The sequence below is a fragment of the Streptomyces sp. 378 genome, assembly GCF_030124145.1.
Taxonomy (GTDB): domain Bacteria; phylum Actinomycetota; class Actinomycetes; order Streptomycetales; family Streptomycetaceae; genus Streptomyces.
In genome coordinates this window covers 37,831-55,940 of the sequence record NZ_JASKMS010000018.1, presented here as the reverse complement: position 1 = coordinate 55,940, position 18,110 = coordinate 37,831, and the positions used below count along the sequence as shown (strand labels likewise).

The following is an 18,110-nucleotide window of genomic DNA, read 5'->3' as shown; positions in this document are numbered from 1 at the left end:
AGAGTACCCGCACAGCGGCTTGCGGTTGAAATCCGGCTGCCAGGGCAGCCAATCTGTACACATCGGGTGTGTATGGCGCTACGATGCGCCGACTTTCGCAGGAGGTGCCCTATGGCACAGGCATTGCGACCCAACACCGCCGGCGGCCTCTTCGCCACGGACGGCAAGCCCCATCCCCTCCAGGACGCCCTGCTCGCGGCGACCCTGGTCCTGGGCCTCCTGTCGTTCCTCACGGCGATCATCGAGGAAGACCTGCATCTGCTCAGCTCCTGGGCCGGCCTGGTGGGCATCCTCACGGGCGCGTACGGCCAGTGGATGTCCGAGACGACCCGGGAACGCTTCGGCCTGATCCTGGGCCTGGGCGCCTCGGGTGTCGGGTTCTTCCTGGGCATGGCGCACGGCGGCCTCGTCGGCTGACGCCAGGACACCCCGCTTCGCACATCGCTCTCGCCCCGGCCGGCCTCGAGCCGGGGCGAAGGTCCCGTACGCCCAACCGGCGCGCTCCCCAGGCGCAGTAGGCTTCGCGCGAGAGCCGGAGCCCCTGAACCCATGGGGACACACCAGCCCGAGGAGCGCCCCGAATGAGCCTGACCCTGAGGACCATCAGTCGCGAGCAGCATCTGGCCTACATCCAGAGCCTGCCGTCGGCGAGCCACATGCAGGTCCCGGCCTGGGCTGATGTCAAGGCGGAGTGGCGCTCCGAGAACCTCGGATGGTTCGACGACCGCACCGGCGAGATGGTCGGTGCCGGTCTGGTCCTCTACCGGCAGCTTCCCAAGATCAAGCGTTACCTCGCCTACCTGCCCGAGGGCCCGGTCATCAACTGGTTCGCGCCGAATCTGCAGGAGTGGCTCGAGCCGATGCTGGCGCACTTGAAGCAGCAGGGTGCCTTCTCCGTGAAGATGGGCCCGCCGGTGATCATCCGGCGCTGGGAGGCCCCCTCCATCAAGCAGGGCATCCAGAACCCCGACGTCAAGCGCCTGCGGGACATCGAGGCGGACCACATCGAGCCGCGTGCCTTCGAGGTCGCCGACAAGCTGCGCCGCATGGGCTGGCAGCAGGGTGAGGACGGCGGCGCCGGCTTCGGCGACGTCCAGCCGCGTTACGTGTACCAGGTGCCGCTGGCGAACCGCTCCCTGGAAGAGGTCCACAAGAACTTCAACCAGCTGTGGCGCCGCAACATCAAGAAGGCCGAGAAGGCCGGTGTCGAGGTCGTCCAGGGCGGTTACCAGGACCTCGAGGAATGGCAGCGGCTGTACGAGATCACAGCTGTGCGCGACCACTTCCGGCCGCGCCCGCTGTCGTACTTCCAGCGCATGTGGACGGCCCTCAACACCGAGGACCCCAACCGCATGCGGCTGTACTTCGCCCGGCACAACGGCGTGAACCTGTCCGCTGCCACGATGCTGATCGTCGGCGGGCACGTCTGGTACTCCTACGGCGCCTCCGACAACATCGGCCGCGAGGTCCGGCCCTCGAACGCGATGCAGTGGCGGATGCTGCGCGACGCCTACGCGCTCGGCGCCACCGTCTACGACCTGCGCGGCATCTCCGACTCGCTGGACGAGACCGACCACCTCTTCGGTCTGATCCAGTTCAAGGTGGGTACCGGCGGCCAGGCGGCCGAGTACCTCGGCGAGTGGGACTTCCCGCTGAACAAGCTGCTGCACAAGGCGCTCGACATCTACATGTCGCGTCGCTGATGTCCCGTTCAGTGCTTCTATACCTCTGACACACGGCAACCGCTGATACACGGCGACCACGAGAAAGGTTCCAGGTCCGGCCATGGCGCTCACGCTCTACGTCGACACCGCGCGCTGGCGTGCGCACCACAAGCACGTGCAGGAGCAGTTCCCGGGCCTCGTGCCGGTCTGCAAGGGCAACGGTTACGGCTTCGGGCACGAGCGGCTGGCGGAGGAGGCCACACGGCTGGGCTCGGACGTCCTCGCCGTCGGCACGACGTACGAGGCCGCCAGGATCAAGGACTGGTTCGGCGGGGACCTGCTGGTGCTGACGCCCTACCGGCGTGGCGAGGAGCCGGTGCCGCTGCCGGACCGGGTCATCCGCTCCGTCTCGTCGATAGACGGTGTGTACGGCCTGGTCGGTGCCCGCGTGGTGATCGAGGTGATGTCCTCGATGAAGCGGCACGGCATCAGCGAGCAGGACCTGGCCCAGTTGCACGCCGCCATCGAGAACGTCCGCCTGGAGGGCTTCGCCATCCACCTGCCGCTGGACCGCACCGACGGCTCGGACGCCGTCGAGGAGGTCATCGGCTGGATGGACCGCCTGCGTGCCGCCCGGCTGCCCCTGCACACCATGTTCGTCAGCCACCTCAAGGCCGACGAACTCGCCCGGCTCCAGCAGCAGTTCCCGCAGACCCGGTTCCGGGCCCGTATCGGCACGCGGCTGTGGCTGGGGGACCACGACGCCACCGAGTACCGCGGCGCGGTTCTGGACGTCACGCGGGTCGCCAAGGGCGACCGCTTCGGCTACCGCCAGCAGAAGGCCGCCTCCGACGGTTTCCTGGTGGTCGTGGCGGGCGGTACGTCGCACGGAGTGGGCCTGGAGGCCCCCAAGGCGCTGCACGGCGTCATGCCGCGCGCCAAGGGCGTCGCCCGCGCCGGTCTCGCGACGGTGAACCGCAACCTTTCCCCGTTCGTCTGGGGTGGCAAGCAGCGCTGGTTCGCGGAGCCGCCGCACATGCAGGTCTCGATCCTGTTCGTGCCGGCGGATGCGCCGGAGCCGAAGGTCGGTGATGAGCTCGTGGCCCATCTGCGCCACACCACCACGCAGTTCGACCGGATCATGGACCGCTGACCGGCGCGCCGCGGCATCCCTCGCAGCGCAGCAAGAAGGCCGTACACGGCTACCCGTGCACGGCCTTCGGCGTTCCCGGCTGTGGCCCTCCGGCGCCGTTCGCTCAGAGCGAACCGTCCGTAGCACCCGGCCTGCCCCACTCGACCGACGGCCCGTCGAACTGGGCGGTCATGTGCCGTCGACCACGGGCCGCGGGGCTGAGAACGAAGACGTCCTCGGCCTTGTCGAGCACTCCGCCCGAGGGATCGTCGTCACCGGACCGCCGCACCGGATCCCGCTCCGGCATGAAGATGTCCCGGACGACCATGACGCACAGGTACAGCGTCCCCAGCAGATGCAGGCCGATGGCCCAGTGGTAGCCGTCGGTGGGAAGCCCCTTGTGGGCCTCTCCGCTGGTCGTGTACGCGAGGTACAGCCAGATCCCCAGGAAGTACGCCACCTCGCAGGCCTGCCAGATCAGGAAGTCCCGCCACTTCGGCCGGGCGAGAGCGGCCAGCGGCACCAGCCACAGGACGTACTGCGGCGAGTAGACCTTGTTGGTGAGGATGAACGCCGCCACGATCAGGAAGGCAAGCTGGGCGAACCGCGGGCGGCGCGGGGCGGTCAGCCCGAGCGCCGCGACAGCCGCACAGCACACCAGCATCAGCAGCGTGGCGAGTGTGTTGACGGTGTCGGTGCTGAGCGGGTCGTCCGAGTTCTGCGCCATGATCAGCCAGAACGAGCCGAAGTCGACGCCCCGCTCCTGGCTGAATGTGTAGAACTTCGACCAGCCCTCGAAGGCGAAGAGCATCACCGGCCCGTTCACGACGACCCACGCGGCGATCGCGCCGCCCAGAGCCGTCCCGAACTCACGCCACCTGCCCGCGCGCCAGCACAGCACCATCAGCGGCCCCAGGAGCAGGAAGGGGTAGAGCTTGGCTGCCGTGGCGAGCCCCAGCAGGACGCCAAAGGCGAGGGAACGGCCACGTGACCACATCAGCATCGCCGCGGCCGTCAGAGCGACCGCGAGCAGGTCCCAGTTGATGGTGGCGGTCAGGGCTGCGGCGGGCGCCAGGGCGACCAGGAGGCCGTCCCAGGGGCGCCGGGCGTGGGTACGGGTGACGCAGACGGCGATGACCGACGCACACACCATGAGCATTCCGGCGTTGACCATCCAGTACCACTGCTCCTGGAACTGGATGGTGCCGCTGCCGGGCGTGAGCCAGGAGGCGACCTCCATGAAGACACCGGTGAGAACCGGGTACTCCAGGTACTGCATGTCGCCGGGAAGCCGGTCGAAGTACGGCACGAGCCCGTCGGCGAAGCCGCGCCCCTGGTAGAGGTGGGGGATATCCGAATAGCACGCGTGCGTGTACTGGGAACTAGCGCCGAAGAACCAGGCGCCGTTGTAGCAAGGCGCCTTCTGGACCAGGCCGAGGGCGAACATGCCGATCGCCACCAGCGCGATCACCCGCACGGGAGTCCACCAGGACGTCCCGAGCAGGGCACGCCGCCCGAGCGGGCCACCGATCAGCTCGCTGCCGGCCGCGGCGACCTCGTCCTCCTTGGTCGGCCGCACCGGGTCCGGCTCATGGACGCTCGCTTGCGTCGATTCTGCACTGGGCATGCCGCACATCCTGCCGTACGTGTCTGGATACGCCGAGGGCCGCCGTACCCAAGGGGGACGGCGGCCCTTGTTTCACGTGAAACACCTTCGCGTTTCACGTGAAACACCCAAGCCGGGCGATCTTCGGCGGCTATCCTTCAGGGCCTCCGAAGATGCCTCCGTTGCCGTTGCCTCTGGTGTTGCCGCCGTCCAGGCCCGTATCGGTCGGCGAGGGTTCGGTGGAAGCACCTCCGTCTGTGCCGCCGTTGCCGGGGCCGCCGTTGCCGGTGCCGCCATTCTGCGCGCCACCGTCGTCCTCACAGCCGAAGAACCCGCAGGTGTCGCTCGGCGTGGGCGACGGAGACGTCGGGCTCTCGCTGGGCGTGGCGCTCGGCGACTCGGTCACCGTCTCGCTGGGCTCCGCACTGGGCGTCGGCTTCGGCGACGGGGCACCCACCTCGTCCTGGATCTTGCCGATCTTCTCTGCGTCCGGGAAGCCGAGATCGGGCTCGTCCTTCAGCGCGGCCTTCATGTACTCGGTCCACACCAGTGTGGGGACATCGCCACCGTGGATGGACTTCTCACCCGCCGTGCCGTTCATGGACAGCAGCTTGGCGCTCTTGGGGTCCTCACGGAACATCGCGACCGAGGTGGACAGCTGCTGGGTGTAGCCGACGAACCAGGCCGACTTGTTCTCGTCGGTGGTACCGGTCTTGCCGGCCGCCGTACGGCCCAGGGCCAGCGCCTTCGTACCCGTGCCGTTCTGGATGACGTTCTCCAGGACGTCAGTGACGTTGTGGGCCACGTTCTCAGGCATGGCCTGCGTGATCCTCGGCTTGTCGAAGCCCGGCTCTTCCTGCCCGTTGTATTTGACGCTGGTCACCGAGTAGGGGGCGGCCTGCTTGCCCGCTGCGGCGAACGTCGCGTAGGCGTCGGCCATACGGATCGCACTGGGCGTCGACGTCCCCAGCGCGAACGAAGCGTTGAGATCGGCGAAGCTGTTCCTCAGGATGCCGGACTTCTCGGCCAGGTCGGCCACGTTCTTCATCCCCACGTCCATGCCGAGCTGCACGAACGGGGTGTTGACCGACTGCTCCATCGCCTTGCGCAGCGAGATGTAGCCCCAGGGGTATTCATTCTCGTTCTCCTGGAAGAACGGGGTGTTGTCCTTCTTCAGAACATAGGAGCCGTCGTTGTTCCTGACCTTGAGATGGTCGTTGCCGTTGTACTTGCTCAGCGGTGAGAGAGGGCCTTCGCTCCGGTAGGTTCCGTGCTCCATCGCCGCGGCGAGCACGAACGGCTTCCACGTCGAACCGACGGGGACACCCTGGGTGTCCGCGTTGTTGTTGAAGTGGCCGTTCTCGTAACCCGCACCGCCGTAGAGCGCGAGGATCGCACCGTCCTTGGGCTTCACCGACGCCGCACCGAACTGGACGTGCTTGTCCAGCTCACGATTCTTCGGGTCGAGCTTCTGCTTCTCGATCTTCTTGACGGCCTTCGCCAGCGCCTCGACGTTCTCCTTCTTGAACGTCGTCTTGATCTGGTAGCCGCCCAGGTCGAACTGCTTCTCGGAGATGTTGGAGTGGTTCAGGACGTACTTCTTGGCCGTGTCCACCAGGTACCCGATCTGGCCGGTCATGCCCTTGATCGCCTTACGGGGCTGAGGCGTGGGGTACCTCTTGATCGCTTCCTGGTACTGCGCGTCCGTGATCCTCTTGTCGTTGTGCATCTGCTCGAGAATCCAGGCCCAACGGGCTTCCGAGCGCTTGCGGTTGGCGCTGGCGGTCGCCGCCTTGTCGATGCCGTCATTGCCCGCGGGGTCGTAGTACGTCGGGCCCTTCAGCAGGGCAGCGAGGAAGGCGCACTCACTCGGGTTGAGGTCCTTCGCTTCCTTGCCGTAGTAGGCCTGGGCGGCGGCCTGGATGCCGTAGGCGCCACGGCCGTAGTACGAGGTGTTCAGATAACCCTGAAGGATCACCGGCTTGTCGACCTTCGTGCCCACCTTGATGGAGATGAACATCTCCTTGAACTTGCGGGTGAGCGATTGTTCCTGACTCAGGTAGGTGTTCTTCACGAACTGCTGGGTGATCGTCGAACCGCCCTGCGTGTCACCGCCCCGCGCCATGTTCGCCAGAGCCCGGGCGATGCCCATGGGGTCGACGCCCTTGTCCTCGTAGAAGGTCTTGTTCTCGGCCGAGATCACCGCCCACTGCATGGCCTTGGGGATCCGGTCGATCGTGACGTTCTGCCGGTTCTGACCACTGCCCGCCGCGATCATCTGTTTGCCGTCGGCCCAGTAGTAGACGTTGTTCTGCGACAGGGCCGCGGCGTTCTCCTCGTTGGGGACGCCCACCATCGCGTAGCCGATGCCCGCCACGGCCAGCAGGCTGCCGAAGAAGCCGACGCACAAGCCAGAGACGAGCTTCCAGGACGGCATCCAGCGCTGCCAGCCGTACTTGCCGGCCCGCGGATAGTCGATCAGCCGATTCTTGTCGGGGACGGCGGCCGCGCGTCCCCGGCCCCGGCCGGGCCCGTTCGGGCCGCCGGGGCCGGCACGCCGGCCACCCCGGGTCGGTTCGGCCGCTCTGCGGCGGCTACCACCCGTGCTTCTCTGCGTCGCACGGCGGGCCTCGGCACGGCCGCCGTACTGACGCTCCTCACCCCCTGAGTCGTAGGCATCCGACCCATAGGAGTCGGACGGAGACCCGGTGGCGCCTCGCGGTGCCGCACGGCGGCCGGAGGACGAGCCGGACTGGCCGCGTCGGGCCGCGGCACGTCCGCCTCCCTGCGGCTGCGGCGGTTTGCGACGGTGCTCGCTCATCGAACGACTACTCCTCGGGCAGGCGCACCCTTGCGCGCCTGGAAACGGCGGCTGGTTTCCGGTCCCCCCGAAGTACGGATGCGGTCGGCTCCGCATTCATCGGTCCCGTATGCACCCCTACTACACCGGGAACGACGACGCTCTCAGGCGTCACTTGGTTCCCGGTGATGTGCATGGCGCACAGACTACGCACCGTCAAAACCTGCCGGGCCCCGAACTTCACCTCAAATCAGGCAACTCGCGTCCGACGAATCGGTGATGTGATCCCGTTCACCCGACCCCCTCTTGTCGTATCCGGAAGGCCGTTCTATCGTGCTGATGTATCGAGTCGATACATCAGCACGACACATCGGTCCGACACATCGGTCCGACACATCGGTCCGATACATGCGCACCGCGGCGAGAGGAGGCGATGATGAGCCGGCGTGCCGGGATCCTCGAGTTCGCCGTACTCGGTCTGCTCCGCGAATCTCCGATGCACGGGTATGAGCTGCGCAAGCGGCTCAACACCTCGCTGGGTGTGTTCCGTGCGTTCAGCTACGGGACGCTCTATCCCTGTCTCAAGACGCTGGTCGCCAACGGCTGGCTGATCGAGGAGCCGGGGAACACTCCCGAGGACGCCCTCGCCGCCCCCCTCGCGGGGCGCCGCGCCAAGATCGTCTACCGATTGACGGCGGAGGGTAAGGAGCACTTCGAGCTGCTGCTCTCGCAGACCGGGCCCGACGCGTACGAGGACGAGACCTTCGCCGCCCGTTTCGCCTTCTTCGGGCAGACCTCACGCGATGTCCGCATGCGCGTGCTGGAGGGCCGCCGCAGCCGGCTGGAGGAGCGCCTGGAGAAGATGAGCGCTTCCCTCGCCCGGACCCGGGAGCGCCTGGACGACTACACGCTCGAGCTTCAGCGCCACGGAATGGAGTCCGTGGAGCGCGAGGTGCGCTGGCTGAATGAGCTGATCGAGAGCGAGCGGGCGGGGCGGGACCTCAAGGGTCCGGCCGCCGAGAAGCCCGCCTCGCGTGACACCACATCTGGAGCGTCGGGCGGCCTGCCCCGGCCGGGGGGCGACCTCCGGCCGGATACGCCCGACGACACCGCCACGTGAGAGCCCGTTCAGGGCCTCACTCGTACACACAGGGAGCAACCGGAATGGGTTCGGTTCGCGTAGCCATCGTCGGTGTGGGCAACTGTGCCGCATCGCTGGTGCAGGGAGTCGAGTACTACAAGGACGCCGATCCGGCGTCCAGGGTGCCGGGCCTGATGCACGTCCAGTTCGGCGACTACCACGTCCGCGACGTCGAGTTCGTCGCCGCGTTCGACGTGGACGCCAAGAAGGTCGGCCTCGACCTGGCGGACGCCATCGGCGCCTCCGAGAACAACACCATCAAGATCTGCGACGTACCCAGCACCGGTGTGACGGTGCAACGCGGCCACACCCTCGACGGCCTCGGCAAGTACTACCGGGAGACCATCGAGGAGTCCGCCGAGGAGCCGGTCGACGTCGTCCAGGTCCTCAAGGACCAGCAGGTCGACGTCCTCGTCTGCTACCTGCCCGTCGGCTCCGAGGACGCGGCGAAGTTCTACGCGCAGTGCGCCATCGACGCCAAGGTCGCCTTCGTCAACGCCCTTCCGGTCTTCATCGCCGGCACCAAGGAGTGGGCCGACAAGTTCACCGAGGCGGGTGTGCCGATCGTCGGTGACGACATCAAGTCCCAGGTGGGCGCCACCATCACGCACCGTGTGATGGCGAAGCTGTTCGAGGACCGGGGCGTCATCCTGGACCGCACGATGCAGCTGAACGTCGGCGGCAACATGGACTTCAAGAACATGCTCGAGCGCGACCGCCTCGAGTCGAAGAAGATCTCCAAGACGCAGGCCGTCACCTCCCAGATCCGCGACCGCGAACTGGGCGAGGGCAACGTCCACATCGGCCCGTCCGACTACGTCGCCTGGCTGGACGACCGCAAGTGGGCCTACGTCCGTCTCGAAGGCCGCGCCTTCGGCGACGTCCCGCTGAACCTGGAGTACAAGCTCGAGGTCTGGGATTCCCCGAACTCCGCCGGTGTCATCATCGACGCCGTGCGCGCCGCGAAGATCGCCAAGGACCGGGGCATCGGCGGTCCCGTGCTCTCCGCGTCGAGCTACTTCATGAAGTCCCCGCCCGTGCAGTACTTCGACGACGAGGCCCGCGAGAACGTCGAGAAGTTCATCAAGGGTGAGGTCGAGCGCTGACGCGCCGCAACCAGTCGCTCCTGCCAGGGCTGTGAGGGTCCCCGGGTCGTACGACCCGGGGACCCTCCCCGTATGTGAGGCTGGTCCCCATGGCCGTCGTCCGTGACCTGAGCGTCCTGTTGCGCTTCGAGGGTTTCCGACGCCTGCTCGCCGTGCGTCTGCTGTCCCAGGGTGCCGACGGCGTCTACCAGGTCGCACTCGCCGCGTATGTGGTCTTCTCGCCGGAGAAGCAGACCTCGGCGGCCGCGGTCGCCTCCGCGATGGCGGTGCTGCTGCTCCCGTACTCCCTCGTCGGCCCCTTCGCCGGTGTCCTGCTGGACCGCTGGCGGCGCCGTCAGGTCCTGTTGTTCGGCAGTCTGTTGCGCGCCCTGCTGGCCTGCGTGACGGCCGTGTTGATCCTCAGTCCGGCTCCGGACTGGCTCTTCTACGTCTCGGCGCTGTGCGTCACCGCGGTCAACCGCTTCGTCCTGTCCGGCCTGTCGGCCGCCCTGCCGCGCGTGGTCGACGCCGATCGCCTGGTCCTCGCCAACTCCCTCTCACCGACCGCCGGCACGCTGGCGGCGACCGCGGGTGGCGGACTCGCCTTCGCCGTGCGCCTGGTGGTGGCGGACTCCGATGCCGCCGTGGTGCTCGTGGGAGCAGGTCTGTATCTGTGCGCGGCCCTGGCGTCACTGAGCATGGCGCGAGAACTCCTCGGCCCGGACCGGCCCTTGGCGCGTGAGCAGATCGGGACAGCCCTCACGGACACCGCTCGCGACCTGGCGGCAGGCGTACGTCATCTGGCCGCGCCACAGCGCCGTGAGGCCGCCTGGGCCCTCGCGGCGATGTCGCTGATGCGGTTCTGCTACGGCGCCCTGCTGGTCATGCTGCTGATGCTGTGCCGGTACGCCCTCACCTCGACCACGGACGACGGACTCACCTTGCTGGGACTGGCGTTGGGCGTCTCCGGCGCCGGGTTCTTCGCGGCGGCCGTGGTGACCCCCTGGGCCGCGGGGCGGCTCGGGCCGGGGCGTTGGATCGTCGTGTGCGCGGGGTCAGCGGCGCTGCTGGAGCCTGCCTTCGGGCTGCCGTTCGCCACCGCTCCGCTGCTGGCCGCGGCCTTCGTCCTGGGGCTGACCACCCAGGGCGCGAAGATCGCCACGGACACCATCGTCCAGTCCTCCGTGGAGGACGGCTTCCGTGGCCGGATCTTTTCGGTTTACGACGTCCTCTTCAACGTCTTCTTCGTCGGCGCGGCCGCTGTGGCGGCCCTGATGCTGCCGCCGGACGGCCGATCCGTGCCGCTGGTGATCACGATCGCCGCAATCTACGCGACAGTAGCTGTGACTATGACCCGATTTGGCCGCCAGTAAGTGTCACATCAATGACACAGAGCCACTACTGACTACTGCGCTGTCAGTGGGGACCGCTACCTTACGTGGGTCTTATCTCGCGACATGTTCGCGTCACTCACGATGTTCTAGGGGGACCCCCAAGTGACCACTCCGCCGCCCCAGGGCAATCCGTTCGCACAGGGCCAGCCCGCGGCTGCACCCCAGGCTCCGTTCCCGCCGCAGGGCGGTTACCCTCAGCAGCCCGGGCAGCCCGGCCTCCCGCCCCAGGGCGGCGCTCCGTATGCTCCGGTCCCCCCGCAGCCCTCCGGTCGCAAGCTCAGCTTCAAGACGATCAAGAACATCGTCATCGTCATAGCCGTGGCGACCATCGCCATCGTCGGCTACGTCACCAGCCGGGACGACGCCAATACGGCCGCCGTCGGCGACTGCATGCACCGCGGCAGCAGCAGCGACAACAACCCGGACCTCGAAGTGGTGAAGTGCGACGACGCGAAGGCCCAGTTCAAGGTGCTGGCCAAGATCGAAGGCTCCTACCTCACCGAGACGCTGGCTTCCAGCAAGTGCGAGGCCGAGGCCAAGGACTTCCAGTACACGTACACCGAGAGCGGTGACGGCAAGGACTTCCTGCTCTGCCTGAAGGACTACAAGAAGTAGACAAACGACAGGAGGGGCGGTGTTTCACGTGAAACGCCGCCCCTCTGTCTGCTTCAGGCCTCAGCGCGCTGCCCCGGGGTCGTGTTTCACGTGAAACACGACCCCGTGCACAGCCTCAGCTCTCCTGTCCGGCCCACCACTCCTTGAGTGCGGCCACCGCGGCGTCCGGCTCCATCGGCCCGTTCTCCAGGCGCAGCTCCAGCATGTGTTGGTACGCACGGCCGATGACCGGACCGGGGCCCACTCCAAGGATCTCCATGATCTGGTTACCGTCGAGGTCCGGACGGATCGAGTCCAGCTCCTCCTGCTCCTGCAGCTTGGCGATCCGCTCCTCCAGCCCGTCATACGCACGTGACAGAGCCGCCGCCTTGCGCTTGTTCCGCGTCGTGCAGTCCGAGCGGGTCAGCTTGTGGAGGCGGTCGAGGAGCGGCCCTGCATCACGGACGTAGCGCCGAACCGCCGAGTCCGTCCACTCACCGGTGCCGTAGCCGTGGAATCGCAGGTGGAGTTCGACCAGACGCGAGACGTCCTTCACCAGCTCGTTGGAGTACTTCAGGGCCGTCATGCGCTTTTTGGTCATCTTCGCCCCGACCACCTCGTGGTGGTGGAACGAGACCCGGCCGTCCTTCTCGAACCGGCGGGTGCGCGGCTTGCCGATGTCGTGCAGCAGGGCAGCCAGGCGGAGGGTGAGGTCGGGACCGTCCTCCTCCAGCGCCATCGCCTGCTCCAGGACGATCAATGTGTGGTCGTAGACGTCCTTGTGGCGGTGGTGCTCATCACGCTCCAGCCGCAGAGCCGGCAACTCGGGCATCACGCGATCGGCGAGGCCCGTCTCGACGAGCAGCGTCAGGCCCTTGCGCGGCTGCGGGGAGAGGACCAGCTTGTTCAGCTCGTCCCGTACCCGCTCGGCCGAGACGATCTCGATACGCCCGGCCATCTCCGTCATCGCCGTGACGGCCTCGGGAGCAACCTCGAAGTCGAGCTGAGCCGCGAAGCGCGCGGCCCTCATCATGCGCAGCGGGTCATCCGAGAAGGACTCCTCCGGGGTGCCGGGCGTACGCAGCACCCGCGCCGCGAGGTCCTCGAGCCCGCCGTGCGGGTCGACGAACTCCTTCTGCGGCAGCGCCACCGCCATCGCGTTCACCGTGAAGTCACGGCGGACCAGATCCTCCTCGATGGAGTCTCCGTACGACACCTCGGGCTTGCGCGAGGTGCGGTCGTAGGCCTCCGAGCGGTAGGTGGTCACCTCGATCTGGTAGCCGTCCTTGTGGGCACCGACCGTACCGAAGGCGATCCCGACCTCCCAGACAGCGTCCGCCCAGGGGCGCACGATCTTGAGGACGTCCTGGGGGCGGGCGTCGGTCGTGAAGTCCAGATCATTGCCGAGCCGGCTCAGGAGCGCGTCCCGTACCGAGCCGCCGACCAGGGCGAGTGAGAACCCGGCCTCCTGGAAACGGCGGGCGAGGTCGTCGGCGACAGGAGCGACCCTCAGCAGCTCACTCACCGCGCGGTGCTGCACCTGGCTCAGGACACTGGACGTTTCTTCGTTGGCGTTCGGCACAACAGAAGAGGGTACGTGGCCCGGGCCACCGCGACCTCCTCCTATTCCCTTGCGGAAGTGTGGGGACAGGTCCGCTGTTCATGTACAAGGCCAACTCTTGAACCGTAAAGAGCCGCTTCCTCCCATAGACCCATATACCGGACTGCAGGGTGCTGGTCGACGATCTTGTGGAACGGACCGCGGCACTTCCCCTCAGCGCGCATCGTTACCATGCGTGGACGCACATTCCGACGACCACTGACGACGACGAGGGACGGACGAGCGCGTGGCCGAGGCGGCAGACTTCCAGGGGACCAGTGCCTCACCTGCCCGCCGGTGGCTGCGGCGCACCGGGGCACTGCTCGCCGGCGCGCCCCTGCTGGCCGGAGTCCTCCAGCTGCCCGCCGCCACGCCGGCGGGCGCGGCCGGGCTGGAGGCCCCACAGGCTGCCTCCAGCGCGGGCTCGGTATCGGTCGCGGTCGACTCGCTCACCCCCAGCGTCCTCTCCGAGAGCGACACGGTCACCGTGTCGGGCACGGTGACCAACAACGGCAAGCAGACGGTCACCGGTGCCCATGTCGACCTTCAGGTCGGCCCCCCGCTCGAGACCCGCTCGGCGATCGCCACCCTCGTCAAGAAGAGCGACGACCTCCAGGGGCCCTCCGGGCAAAAGGTCGGCGGGAAGTACACCGAGAAGTTTTCCGCGCTCACCCCCGGCGTCGCGGAACCCTTCAGCATCTCCGTGCCGGCCGACGAGCTGGATCTCGGCCGTGACGGCGTCTACCAGCTGGCCGTCGCACTCTCCGGGGAGACCGCCGCGCGGCCCTGGGACCAGGTCCTCGGCATCCAGCGCACGTTCCTGCCGTGGCACCCGGAGGAGGCGGACACCAAGACGAAGACCACGTTTCTGTGGCCTCTCGTCTCCAGCGCCCACATGACCGCCGAGACAGGGTCGAACGAGCAGCAGACGCCGGTCTTCCGCGACGACGAGCTCGCCGAGGAGATCGCCCCGGGCGGCCGCCTCGACCAGATGGTGTCGCTGGGCAAGGGCCTCGGCATCACATGGGTGATCGACCCGGACCTGCTGGCGTCCGTCGACGCGATGACGGGGAGCTACCAGGTCCGCGGTGCGGACGGCACCACCACTCCGGGCAGGAACCAGGAGGTCGCCAAGCGTTGGCTGGCCGAGCTCCAGCAGGCGGTCACGGGTGAGGAGGTGGTCGCCCTGCCGTTCGGCGACCCGGACCTGGCCTCCCTCGCCCACAAGGGCACGAACGTCGCCGGCTCGCTCAGCCACCTCAAGGAGGCCACCGATGTCGCCGCCGAAACGGTGGACACGATCCTGCACGTGCAACCGTCCACGGACTTCGCCTGGCCGATGGACGGCGCCGTCGCCCCGTCGATCGTGAAGGTCGCCACGTCCGCGGGTGCCGACAAGGTGATCGCCCGCAGCGACAGCCTCCAGGACGACCTGTCGTACACGCCCTCCGCGGCCCGCCCCATCGGCGGCGGCACCACGGCCGTGGTCGCGGACTCCCGCATGTCCACCGCGTTCCAGGGGGACCTGACCAGGACCTCCGCCTCCACACTCGCCGTGCAGCGCTTCCTGGCGCAGAGCCTGACGCTGAACCTGCAGACCGGCAAGCAGCGCAGCGTCGTCATCGCCCCGCAGCGGATGCCGTCCGTGAGCCAGGCGCAGACCATGGCGGAGGCCTTGGCGGCCCTCCAGGCCGGGAACTGGTCCGAGTCGCAGGACCTCACGGCCGCCGCCAAGGCCAAGCCCGACCCGGCTGCCAACACGAAGGTGCCGCCGGCTGCCGCCTACCCCCCCTCGTTGGTCAAGCAGGAGCTGCCCCGGGCCGCCTTCGAGCAGATCGCCAAGACCCAGGGCAAGCTCGACAAGTTCAAGGTGATCCTCACCCGCCCGTCCCGGGTGGTGACACCGTTCGGACGGGCCATGAACCGCGAGATGTCCACGTCGTGGCGCGACCGGGGCGTCGCAGCGGTGGAGTACCGGGAGGGCATCGAGTCGTACCTGAACGGGCTGATCGACGGGGTCAAGCTGATCGAGAAGTCGGAGACCAAGCTCTCCGGTCGCAGCGCGACGATCCCCGTGACCGTCCAGAACAACCTCGTCCAGGGCGTCGAGCACCTGAGACTGCGGCTCACCTCGCAGAACCCGACGCGACTCAAGATCGACGGCGACGCCTACGAGGAGCAGCCCGTCACCGTCAACGGCGGCCACGCCCAGTCGGTGAAGTTCACCACGTCCGCCAACGCCAACGGCCGGGCCAAGGTCGTCGCCCAGCTGTACACGGAGGACGGCCGGACGTACGGTGCGCCGGTCACCTTCGACGTGAGGGTCACCGAGGTCACGCCCACGGTGATGCTGGTCATCGGCGGTGGCGTCCTGCTCCTGGTCCTGGCCGGCTTCCGGATGTACACCCAGCGCAAGCGCGCCGCCGCCCGCGAGGCCGCCGAGGACGACACCGCCGAGGCGGGCGCCGAGGCCGACGACCCGCAGAGCCAGGCCGGCGCTCCGCAGAACCCGGAGGCCTCCGGCGCACGTCTCGAGAAGGACACCGAGGCCGGCTCACGGGCCGACGCCCCGGAGCAGCCGAGTGACCCGGCCCCGGACACCGCAGCGGAAAGCGCCGACCCGTCCGGCACGGGTGAGAGAGTGGACCGTTGAGAAATCGTGGCCGGTGGGCCCGGGACGATGAGGTGGGGTAACCATGAACGCGCCGTACGACGGTGACCGCGGCCGGGCCGCGGGCAGCCCGGGCTACCCCGATGCGGGCGGGCCTGAGGGCTCACCGCCCGAGCACGGCCAGGCGCCGCCGCAGCCGCCCGCGGACATCTACCTCCAGGACGCCTACGCCCAGGATCCCTACCGGGCGCAGGACCTCTCCACCCAGGACCCGGTCGGTGAGGCGCTCTACGACCGCGCCGCGCACCCGCCGCCCCCTCCCGGCTCGTACCAGCCGCAGCAGCAGCTCTACGGCCAGCCGCCGCCCTCGCCCTACGCGCCCGATCCGCAGGTGTGGGCGCAGACGCCCCCGCCGGAGCCGGACGGCCCGACGCGACACCTGCCGTACGGCGATGACGCCCGCACCACCCAGTTCGTGGGCGTGGACGACCTCGTCTCCCAGACGGGCGAGCCGCGCCAGGAGCCGGACGCGTTCGCGCATCTCTTCCGGGACCAGCAGCAGAGCAGCGGCCACCCGTCCTACGAGTCGCCGTCGGTCCCCGGCCCCTCCCCGGCCCCGGGACAGACGGAACAGGGCCCGTACGCACCGCGGGACCAGTACGCGACGCCCGGGCGGGCCGCGGCGACAGTGCCACCCCTCGTGGACGGGACGCCGGCCCCTGAGCCCGCCGCCTCGTCCGCTCCGAAGAAGGGCGGACGCGCCGCAGGCCTGATGAAGTCCAGCGCCGTGATGGCGGCGGGCACGATGGTCTCGCGCCTCACCGGCTTCGTCCGCTCCGCGCTGATCGTGTCGGCGCTGGGCGTCGGCCTCCTCGGCGACACCTTCCAGGTCGCCTACCAGCTGCCGACAATGATCTACATCCTCACCGTCGGCGGTGGTCTCAACTCCGTCTTCGTGCCGCAGCTCGTGCGCGCCATGAAGGAGGACGACGACGGCGGTGAGGCGTACGCCAACCGTCTGCTCACCCTGGTCATCGTGACGCTCGGCACCCTCACCGCGCTCTCGGTCGTCGGTGCGCCGCTCCTGGTCCGCTTGCTGTCCGACTCGGTCGCCAGCGACCCGGCGGCGATTCGGGTCGCCGTCACCTTCGCCCAGTACTTCCTGCCCACGATCTTCTTCATGGGCATCCACGTGGTGATGGGCCAGATCCTCAACGCCCGCGGCAAGTTCGGCGCGATGATGTGGACCCCGGTCCTGAACAACATCGTCATCATCGTGACGCTGGGCATGTTCATCTACGTCTACGGCACCGCGGCCGACTCCGAGATCAACGCCGCGAGCATCCCGCCGGAGGGCCAGCGCCTGCTCGGCATCGGCGTCCTGCTCGGCCTGGTGGTCCAGTCCATCGCGATGATCCCCTACCTGCGCGAGACCGGCTTCCGGCTGCGGCTTCGCTTCGACTGGAAGGGCCATGGCCTCGGCAAGGCCGTCACCCTGGCCAAGTGGACGGTCCTGTTCGTCCTCGCCAACCAGGCGGGCGCGATGATCGTCATCCAGTTGTCCACGGCGGCGGGCAAGGCCTCACCGGTCGACGGCACCGGCTTCTCCGCCTACGCCAACGCCCAGCTGATCTGGGGCCTGCCCCAGGCCATCATCACGGTCTCTCTCATGGCCGCCCTGCTGCCGCGCCTGTCGCGCTCGGCGAACGAGGGCGACGGCGGCGCCGTACGCGACGACATCTCCCAGGGTCTGCGCAACACGGCGGTCGCCATCGTGCCGATCGCCTTCGGGTTCCTCTCCCTCGGCATCCCCATGTGCACGCTGATGTTCGGCTCCTCGGGCACCAGTGAGGCCACCAACATGGGCTTCATGCTGATGGCGTTCGGGCTCGGCCTGATCCCGTACTCGGTGCAGTACGTGGTCCTGCGTGCCTTCTACGCCTACGAGGACACCCGAACTCCCTTCTACAACACGGTCATCGTGGCCGCGGTCAACGCCGGCGCCTCGGCGATCTGCTACTTCGTGATCCCGTCCCGCTGGGCCGTAGTCGGTATGGCCGCCTCCTACGGCCTGGCCTACGCGATCGGCGTCGGTGTCGCCTGGCGCCGGCTGCGCAGACGGCTCGGCGGAGACCTCGACGGAGCCCGTGTCCTGCGGACTTACGCCCGGCTGTGCATCGCGTCCGTACCGGCCGCCCTGCTCAGCGGCGCGGCCTGCTACGGCATCGGCCTCTCGCTCGGCCAAGGCCCCGCAGGCTCGTTCGCCGCGGTCCTGGCAGGCGGCGCCGTGCTCCTCGGGGTCTTCTTCGTCGCCGCCCGCCGCATGCGCATCGAGGAACTCAACTCGCTGGTCGGCATGGTCCGCGGACGCCTGGGACGCTGAGTCGGGGGGTAGGCGCACAACCATCGTCGGCCACCGCGTGTCGTGCATAGCGGCGGACTGTGGGCACAATTGGTTTCGGCGTCGGACGGCGCGCAACGGA

12 protein-coding genes are annotated in these 18,110 nt (G+C 68.3%); 9 read left to right on the top strand and 3 right to left on the bottom strand.

What is annotated here, in order from left to right:
- Positions 1-111 precede the first annotated feature (111 nt).
- The 3 genes from QNO09_RS23520 (at position 112) to QNO09_RS23510 (ending at position 2,817) form a co-directional block, all read left to right on the top strand.
- Positions 112-417, top strand: a complete 306-nt coding sequence (locus QNO09_RS23520) for a hypothetical protein (RefSeq protein WP_283972228.1) — start codon at positions 112-114, stop codon at positions 415-417.
- Positions 418-581: 164 nt separating this feature from the next.
- Entirely contained in the window at positions 582-1,703 is a 1,122-nt protein-coding gene (gene femX / locus QNO09_RS23515) for a peptidoglycan bridge formation glycyltransferase FemX (RefSeq protein ID WP_031137685.1), read from the top strand.
- Positions 1,704-1,785: 82 nt separating this feature from the next.
- A complete protein-coding gene (locus tag QNO09_RS23510) occupies positions 1,786-2,817 on the top strand; it encodes an alanine racemase (protein WP_283972227.1) in 1,032 nt (343 codons plus the stop codon).
- A 103-nt stretch (positions 2,818-2,920) separates the two neighbouring features.
- Here the strand turns inward: QNO09_RS23510 and QNO09_RS23505 are convergent, their stop codons facing one another.
- Together QNO09_RS23505 and QNO09_RS23500 are read right to left on the bottom strand one after the other, a co-directional pair.
- On the bottom strand, positions 2,921-4,432 hold the full coding sequence (locus QNO09_RS23505; protein ID WP_283972226.1) for a glycosyltransferase family 87 protein: 1,512 nt from the start codon (positions 4,430-4,432) through the stop codon (positions 2,921-2,923).
- Between the two features lie 121 nt (positions 4,433-4,553).
- On the bottom strand, positions 4,554-7,223 hold the full coding sequence (locus QNO09_RS23500) for a transglycosylase domain-containing protein (RefSeq protein WP_283972225.1): 2,670 nt from the start codon (positions 7,221-7,223) through the stop codon (positions 4,554-4,556).
- 415 nt (positions 7,224-7,638) lie between these two features.
- Between QNO09_RS23500 and QNO09_RS23495 the strand changes: the two genes are divergently transcribed.
- The 4 genes from QNO09_RS23495 to QNO09_RS23480 all read left to right on the top strand — a co-directional run bounded on the left by QNO09_RS23495 (position 7,639) and on the right by QNO09_RS23480 (position 11,437).
- Complete coding sequence (locus QNO09_RS23495; RefSeq protein ID WP_283972224.1) at positions 7,639-8,322, top strand: PadR family transcriptional regulator; 684 nt, start codon at positions 7,639-7,641, stop codon at positions 8,320-8,322.
- Positions 8,323-8,366: 44 nt separating this feature from the next.
- Complete coding sequence (locus QNO09_RS23490) at positions 8,367-9,449, top strand: inositol-3-phosphate synthase (RefSeq protein ID WP_283972223.1); 1,083 nt, start codon at positions 8,367-8,369, stop codon at positions 9,447-9,449.
- Positions 9,450-9,538: 89 nt separating this feature from the next.
- Positions 9,539-10,801, top strand: coding sequence for an MFS transporter (locus QNO09_RS23485; RefSeq protein ID WP_283972222.1), 1,263 nt, complete (start codon positions 9,539-9,541; stop codon positions 10,799-10,801).
- A gap of 123 nt (positions 10,802-10,924) precedes the next feature.
- Positions 10,925-11,437 (top strand): DUF1720 domain-containing protein, encoded by a 513-nt coding sequence (locus tag QNO09_RS23480; RefSeq protein WP_283972221.1) that lies wholly within the window; start codon positions 10,925-10,927, stop codon positions 11,435-11,437.
- Positions 11,438-11,552: 115 nt separating this feature from the next.
- On the opposite strand, the gene QNO09_RS23475 is transcribed toward QNO09_RS23480, so the two are convergent.
- Positions 11,553-12,998, bottom strand: coding sequence for a CCA tRNA nucleotidyltransferase (locus QNO09_RS23475; protein ID WP_283972220.1), 1,446 nt, complete (start codon positions 12,996-12,998; stop codon positions 11,553-11,555).
- A 265-nt stretch (positions 12,999-13,263) separates the two neighbouring features.
- Between QNO09_RS23475 and QNO09_RS23470 the strand changes: the two genes are divergently transcribed.
- Both QNO09_RS23470 and murJ read left to right on the top strand, forming a co-directional pair.
- Positions 13,264-15,669: a DUF6049 family protein gene (locus QNO09_RS23470; RefSeq protein WP_283972219.1), complete on the top strand. Its 2,406-nt coding sequence runs from the start codon at positions 13,264-13,266 to the stop codon at positions 15,667-15,669.
- A gap of 43 nt (positions 15,670-15,712) precedes the next feature.
- Entirely contained in the window at positions 15,713-18,010 is a 2,298-nt protein-coding gene (murJ, locus tag QNO09_RS23465) for a murein biosynthesis integral membrane protein MurJ (protein ID WP_283972218.1), read from the top strand.
- Positions 18,011-18,110: the final 100 nt, after the last annotated feature.

Bases quoted from the DNA above. Each gene is read 5' to 3' on its own strand.
- murJ (WP_283972218.1), top strand. From the start codon at position 15,713: ATGAACGCGCCGTACGACGGTGACCGCGGCCGGGCCGCGGGCAGCCCG.
- QNO09_RS23485 (WP_283972222.1), top strand. From the start codon at position 9,539: ATGGCCGTCGTCCGTGACCTGAGCGTCCTGTTGCGCTTCGAGGGTTTC.
- QNO09_RS23510 (WP_283972227.1), top strand. From the start codon at position 1,786: ATGGCGCTCACGCTCTACGTCGACACCGCGCGCTGGCGTGCGCACCAC.
- QNO09_RS23520 (WP_283972228.1), top strand. From the start codon at position 112: ATGGCACAGGCATTGCGACCCAACACCGCCGGCGGCCTCTTCGCCACG.
- QNO09_RS23495 (WP_283972224.1), top strand. From the start codon at position 7,639: ATGAGCCGGCGTGCCGGGATCCTCGAGTTCGCCGTACTCGGTCTGCTC.
- femX (WP_031137685.1), top strand. From the start codon at position 582: ATGAGCCTGACCCTGAGGACCATCAGTCGCGAGCAGCATCTGGCCTAC.
- QNO09_RS23500 (WP_283972225.1), bottom strand. From the start codon at position 7,223: ATGAGCGAGCACCGTCGCAAACCGCCGCAGCCGCAGGGAGGCGGACGT.
- QNO09_RS23505 (WP_283972226.1), bottom strand. From the start codon at position 4,432: ATGTGCGGCATGCCCAGTGCAGAATCGACGCAAGCGAGCGTCCATGAG.
- QNO09_RS23490 (WP_283972223.1), top strand. From the start codon at position 8,367: ATGGGTTCGGTTCGCGTAGCCATCGTCGGTGTGGGCAACTGTGCCGCA.